At 73.6% G+C, this 6000-nt stretch carries 7 protein-coding genes; 4 read left to right on the top strand and 3 right to left on the bottom strand.

What is annotated here, in order from left to right; all coding sequences use genetic code 11:
• From AC1DXK_RS16825 to AC1DXK_RS16810, 4 genes are all read left to right on the top strand, one after another.
• The coding region (locus AC1DXK_RS16825) for a DNA translocase FtsK (RefSeq protein ID WP_477298398.1) at positions 1-483 on the top strand (483 nt) is incomplete at its 5' end.
• A 488-nt stretch (positions 484-971) separates the two neighbouring features.
• A complete protein-coding gene (locus AC1DXK_RS16820; RefSeq protein ID WP_457107794.1) occupies positions 972-1454 on the top strand; it encodes an Hsp20 family protein in 483 nt (160 codons plus the stop codon).
• An 83-nt stretch (positions 1455-1537) separates the two neighbouring features.
• Positions 1538-1954 (top strand): hypothetical protein, encoded by a 417-nt coding sequence (locus AC1DXK_RS16815; protein ID WP_457107795.1) that lies wholly within the window; start codon positions 1538-1540, stop codon positions 1952-1954.
• Between the two features lie 94 nt (positions 1955-2048).
• Positions 2049-2255 carry a hypothetical protein gene (locus AC1DXK_RS16810; RefSeq protein ID WP_457107796.1) on the top strand — a complete coding sequence of 69 codons (207 nt, stop codon included), beginning with the start codon at positions 2049-2051 and terminating at the stop codon, positions 2253-2255.
• Positions 2256-2374: 119 nt separating this feature from the next.
• On the opposite strand, the gene AC1DXK_RS16805 is transcribed toward AC1DXK_RS16810, so the two are convergent.
• From AC1DXK_RS16805 to AC1DXK_RS16795, 3 genes are all read right to left on the bottom strand, one after another.
• Positions 2375-3415 (bottom strand): aldose epimerase family protein, encoded by a 1041-nt coding sequence (locus tag AC1DXK_RS16805; protein WP_457107797.1) that lies wholly within the window; start codon positions 3413-3415, stop codon positions 2375-2377.
• Between the two features lie 74 nt (positions 3416-3489).
• Positions 3490-4755 (bottom strand): thermonuclease family protein, encoded by a 1266-nt coding sequence (locus tag AC1DXK_RS16800; RefSeq protein WP_457107798.1) that lies wholly within the window; start codon positions 4753-4755, stop codon positions 3490-3492.
• Between the two features lie 65 nt (positions 4756-4820).
• Positions 4821-5717: a hypothetical protein gene (locus tag AC1DXK_RS16795; RefSeq protein ID WP_457107799.1), complete on the bottom strand. Its 897-nt coding sequence runs from the start codon at positions 5715-5717 to the stop codon at positions 4821-4823.
• Positions 5718-6000 lie beyond the last annotated feature (283 nt).

Genomic DNA, 6000 nt, shown 5'->3' with positions numbered 1-6000 from the left:
ATCCTGGGCGAGATGGGCGCCGAGCAGCTGCTCGGCCAGGGCGACATGCTGTTCATGGCCGGCGGCGGCCGCACGACCCGGGTGCACGGGCCGTTCTGCTCGGACAGCGAGGTCGAGACCGTCGTCGCCCACCTCAAGCGCCAGGGCCGACCCAGCTACCTCGACGCCGTCACCGCCGACGACGAGGAGGGGGCGGCCGAGAAGGGCGGCGCCAAGGGCAAGGCCGGCGCCGCGGAACTCGAACTCGACGGCGCGGTCTTCGACCAGGGCTCCTTCGGCGAGGCCGGCGGCGACCTCTACGACCAGGCCGTGCAGGTGGTGCTGCGCGACCAGAAGGCCTCGACCAGCTACATCCAGCGCCGCCTGCAGATCGGCTACAACCGCGCCGCCTCGATCATGGAGCGGATGGAGGTCGAGGGCATCGTCGGCCCGGCCAACCACGCCGGCAAGCGCGAGATCCTGGTGGAGGACGCGGTCGGCTGAGAGGGAGAGCCCGTCGCCTCCGCGGCACCCCCTCCCCGCTGCGGCAAGGGCAGGTTCGAGGCGCGGCCTGTGACGGAGCGCGACCCGCCCCCTCTCCCGAGCGGGAGAGGGCTGGGGTGAGGGAGGAGACGTCTCCCGATAGGCCACGCGCCTGATGCGCCGAGAGGGCGCGCCCTCTTCCGCCCGTTCGCGTCCCTCACCCTGTCCCTCTCCCGCACGGGAGAGGGGACCCGCGCCCTCGACCTGACGCGCGAGCCGACCGAGACCGCGAGCCGGTGCAGCCCTCGGCTCAAGGGAGAGGCCACACGGGGCGGGTCGCCGTGTTCGACCACGCCCGACCGACCCGAAAAACCTTCACCCGGCGCGGAACCGGTCCCTCACCCGGCACGTTACGCGCGTGCGAGGCCCGGAAACGGGCTCGCGTTGAGGGCGCCGGGCACGGTGTCCGGCGTCGCTTGTAGTCACGTTGCTCGTCGGAGGATGTGGTTATGAGGACTTACGACGTTGCGCCCCTGTTCCGGTCGTCCATCGGGTTCGACCGTGTGTTCGAGCTGCTCAACCAGGCCGACCGCGTCGAGGCTTCGGCGACTTGGCCGCCCTACAACATCGAGAAGGTCGCCGAGGACCAGTATCGCATCACCATGGCGGTCGCGGGCTTCACGCCCGACGAGATCGATCTGGTCCAGCAGGACACGACGCTTCTCGTGTCGGGCCAGAAGGCCGCCCAGGAGGGCGAGAAGCACTACCTCCATCGTGGCATCGCGTCCCGCACCTTCCGCCAGACCTTCAATCTGGCCGAGCACGTGACGGTCGTGGGCGCGTCCCTGGAGAACGGCCTGCTCACCGTCGCGCTGAAGCGCGAGGTCCCTGAGGCCCTGAAGCCCCGCCGCATCGCCATCGGCGGAGCGACGACGGTGCCCAGCCAGGACAACGCGCCGGTCCAGATCGCCCGGGACACCAAGGCGGCCTGAGCGGGCGGCCTGAACGGGCGGCCGGCACGGACCGGCAGGTCGTGCCGGCCGCCCCAGCCATTGCCCACGAGGAGGAGGGTCGCATGCAACAGAGCGAGACCAACCCAATCGAGTCCCCCGTCGAGCGCCTCGGCCCGATGGCGGCAGCCAATCTGAGGGCGCCGGCGGTCGACCCGTTCGAGGCCTTCGTGGCGCCGGGAGACGTTTTCCGGCATCCCCGCGAGGTGCTGGCCTATCCGGGCCTGTCGCGCGCTCAGAAACGAACGATCCTGGCATCCTGGGCCTCGGACGCGCGCGCCGTGGAATCCTGCCCGACGCTGCGCTGCCTGGCGGGCTGCCGGGCCGAGCCCGTGCCGCTCGACGCGATCCTGGCCGCCCTCCAGGCGCTCGACGCAGGTTCGGTGCCTTCCGCACACCCGGCAGCGCCTCGGCCACCCGACCCTGCGGCTTTCATCCCCCGCTCGCGTGGTCCGGCGGGGTGGCCGCAGGTGCTGAACTGAACCGGGGAGGCCCGCGCAGGCAGCCTTCGAAGCCGGGGACTGGTACCGGTCCCCGACAAGGCTGCAGGCCGGCCGGGCAGCCGGCGGTGGGGCCGTGCCGCGCTCGATCCTGTCCGCCGGCCTGTGCCTCGCCCAGTCCGGCGCCCGCCCCCTCCCCTCGGTACTGGCAGCCCTTCTGAGCCTGTCGGGCCTCGCAGAGCCCGGCGTCGCGTTCACGCGGGCGGGACCGCCGGCTGCCGCGCCGCATCCGACCGCCTTGGACGCCGCCCTGTGGTCCGTCGCGACGAGCTTCGGCGGTTGAGCGCTCGCCCCAGGGAGGCCACGAGGCCGGCTCCGCGGACGGGACGCGGCCTCGGCGTCCCCTGTGTCGGGGCGGGCCGCCAGGCCGGCAGAGAGGGCTCCCGCGGGCGCGGACGCGCCTCACACCGCCGAGAACCGGAACTCCGTGCGCGCCGCGAAGGTCTCCCCCGGACGCAGCACAGCCGAGGGGAAGGCCGGCTGGTTCGGGGCGTCCGGAAAGCCCTGGGTCTCGAAACAGACGCCGTCGCCGGAGCGGTAGAGGCGGCCGGACGACCCGACGAGCGTGCCGTCGAGGGTGTTGCCCGTGTAGAGCTGGAGCGCCGGCTGAGTGGTCCACACGTCGAGCCGGCGCCCGCTGCCCGGATGGAGGCAGGTGGCGGCCGGCCGCAGCGTCCCGGCGGGGCCACGCAGCACGAAGGTGTGGTCGTAGCCCTTGGCGATGGCGAGCTGGGGATCGCCGGTCCGGATGCGCGCCCCCAGCGGGTGCGCCGTGCGGAAGTCGAAGGGCGTGTCGGCGACCGGCCGGATCTCGCCGGTGGGGATCTGGGTCGCGTCCGTCGGCGTGAAGGCGTCGGCTTCGAGCTGCACGACGTGGTCGAGGACGCTGCCCGTCCCCTCCCCGGCGAGGTTGAAGTAGCTGTGGTTGGTGAGGTTCAGGACCGTCGGCCGGTCGGTCGTGGCCGCGTAGTCGATGCGCAGCACGCCGTCCGCGGGCAGGCTGTAGCGGACGCGCACGTCGAGAGTCCCCGGAAATCCCTCCTCGCCGTCCGGGGATCGGCGGCTCAGGGCGAGGCCTGTCGTGTCGGATCGCTCCACCCGCCACAGGCATGTCCCGAAGTTCCGCGGGCCGCCATGCAGGGTGTTGGGACCCTCGTTCACCGGGAGCCGATAGGTCCGCCCGTCGAGGCTGAAACGGCCGCCCGCGATGCGGTTGGCGTAGCGCCCGATCACCGCGCCGAAGCTCGGGCTCACGGTCTCGTAGCCCTCCAGATTCTGCAGGCCGAGGACGACATTGGCCAGCCGGCCGGCCCGGTCGGGCACCTCGACCGCCGTGACGACCGCGCCGAAGTCGATGACGGCGACCCGCAGGCTGCCCCGGCTCAGGACGTGCCGGGTGACCGCCTCCCCGTCCGCCGTGTGGCCGAAGACCTCGCCCGGCATGCCGTCCTGCCCCTTCCCGTCGCTGCCCTTCCCGTCTCGACCCGTCCCTGCCGCTTCGCTTGGCCGGGACGCGGCTAGCGTTTCCAGACGCCGAGCCGTTCGCTCCGGGCATGGTCCTCGGCCGCGACCAGTTCGGGGCTCGCCTCCGGCGAGGCGCGGCCGCCGCCGTTGAACAGCACCACTTCGGAGAGATCGCGCCCATCCACCAGGCAGTTCATGGTCTCGCTACCCGGCGCAGGCTGACAGGTCACCGTCCGGCCGCCGATGTAGCGGGTCAGCTCGTCCGCCTGCCCGCCCCGCACCCACTCCACCCCGAACAGGTGCACGACCTTCCCGCCCACCTTGAGGGTGGCGGTATCGATCACCTGGACCGTCCCCCGCACGGAATTCGGCGGGGGCGGTGTGTCGGCCTCGCCTTCGCCGGTGGTCTCGGGTGGTGGCGTGACCGTGTCGGGGGCAGCCGGCGAGGCGGCGGGCGGGGTTGCTTGTGCCGCACGGTTCGGCTCGGTCGTCCGCGACGGGGTCGGGTCGGTGGATGCGGGCGGCCCGGAATTCGGGACGCGATCCACCAGGACGAGTCCGGCGGCCACCACCGCAACCAGGGCGGCCGCGCTCGCGCCGGCCAGCCAGAGCCGCTGCCGGCGGGCGCCGTCGTCCAGGACCTCGCCTCCGGGGCTGAGCCGGTCGCGCAGGCGCTTCAGACCGTCCTGCAGGGTTTCGCCGAACCGGCCGGAGCCCGTCGTCCAGGCCGCGGCGGGATCGACCTCCCGCATCGACCCATCGATATCGTCGCCCGCGGCGGCGGCGGTGCGGCCGAGCCGGCCGCGCAGGCTCGTCCGAAGGGTCGCGAAGCGCCCGGCCGCGTTCTGCGCCAGCGCCCGGCCCTGCACCGAGGAGCGTTCGGCCAGGGACCGGGCACGCTCGGACTGGGTCTCCACGAACCGCGCCGTGGCGGCCTTCATCTCGTAGGCGCCGCTCAGCAGCGAAGAATCCTTGGCGTCCGCGTCCGCCGGCACGGGCTCGGGGTCGGGTTCCGGCGGGAGGAACAGCGCGGGGTGCCGCGCCTGCAGTTCCGCGACGAGATCCGCGAGGGTCATCGGCTCGGCGGTGTCGCCCCGCATCCGGACGGCCCCGTGCCGGTCGAGCACCCGAAAGCCGGCGGCATCGGGGACGGTGGCGGCCTCGGCGAGGAGTTCGAGCGTCCGGACCGCCACCGGGCGCGGCCGAGCCTGGGCGATCTCGGACCGGATGGCCGCGCGAAGTGCGGCGCGGCCGGGATCGTCGAGGGCCGGCCGCGCCGGCTCCGACTCCTGTTTCGCCACCACCGTTGAAGACGTCATACACCCGATCCCGGCATCACCGCGCGCCGCACACGACGGCGCCGCGGGCCTTCCACGCGAGGCTCTTACGCCTTGCCGGGCGAGGCGGCCAGGGTTCCGGCCTGGATGCTCCGCCGCAGGACCCGCCCGGTCTCGCCGAGGATGTAAGGCCGCGTTCCCGCGAAGCCCACCTCGAGGATCAGCTCCGCCTCGCCACTGGACACGGCGCCGCGGCCCGGATTGGCGGTGCGAAAATCGACGATCGCGCGGATCGTGCAGGTCTCGGCATCGCAGGCGGCGCGCATCGCGCGCGGCTCGTAGCGCCGCTCGGGCCAGCGCTGGACGAAGCTGCGCTTCTCGGCGACCAGGGCCGCGGTGGTGATCGGACGCCCATAGAAGCGCACCCGGGTGGCATAGAACTGGGTGGCGGCGCCCACCATGGTGTCGCCGGAGCCCGAGACCGTGGCGAGATAGCTCGCGGTCAGCGCCCGGGCCGCCGCGGCGTGGGCGGTGGCGGCAGGCGCGGCAGGCGCCGCGGTGGCGGCCGGGGTCTCGGCGAGCCGGCTCGGATGGTGGGCACGGCGGTGCAGGCCCTCACGCCCGGAGGGCCGTTCCAGGGCGGCGGCCCGCTTGGGACCCGGCGCCCGCGTTCCGGCGGCCTTGGGCAGACCGTCCTCGGCGGGTTCAGCCTTCGCGGAGTCAGCCCTCCTGGAATCATCCTTGGCGGCCTGCCGGACGGAGTTCGCGGCGCGCCCGCCGTCGGGCTGGCCCTTTGCCGGCTGCGTGACTGGCTGACCCTGGGCCTGCCGGTCGGCAGCCGGCGGCTGCACCGCATCCGGCGCTGCCGTGCGGGCCGGCGGGTCCACCCAGCCTGCCCCGGGCGCCGCCGACGGCTGCTGGGCCGACGCGGTGCCGGCCAGGGCCAGCGGCAGAAGCAGGCCGAGCGCGAGAGCCTTGGGTCGGACGGGATGGGTGGCGGGCATCGGTGCCTTCCTGGCGGCCGGGGCGGATCTGGGACGGATCTTGGGGAGAATGCGCCCGCCCGTCCGGGGGGTTCCCCAATCGTCTCGGGCGCACCCGCTATCCTGACGAATGGCGCGGCTTCGACCAGCCCTGGATTGCGGGGATGATGGGGTTGCGTTCGTTCGTTTCTGTACCAAGTCGGGGACAGCCTGGACCGCTGGCCGTTTCCGGGCTCTCAGCCCGCCTGTCCAGCGCCGCCGCGCATCGAGGATCCCGTGCCCCGACCTGAGACCGATGCACTGC

The organism is Methylobacterium sp. P3_A11 (genome assembly GCF_056403155.1).
The sequence above is the reverse complement of the archived record's forward strand: the minus strand, read 5'-3'. Positions and strand labels throughout refer to the sequence as shown.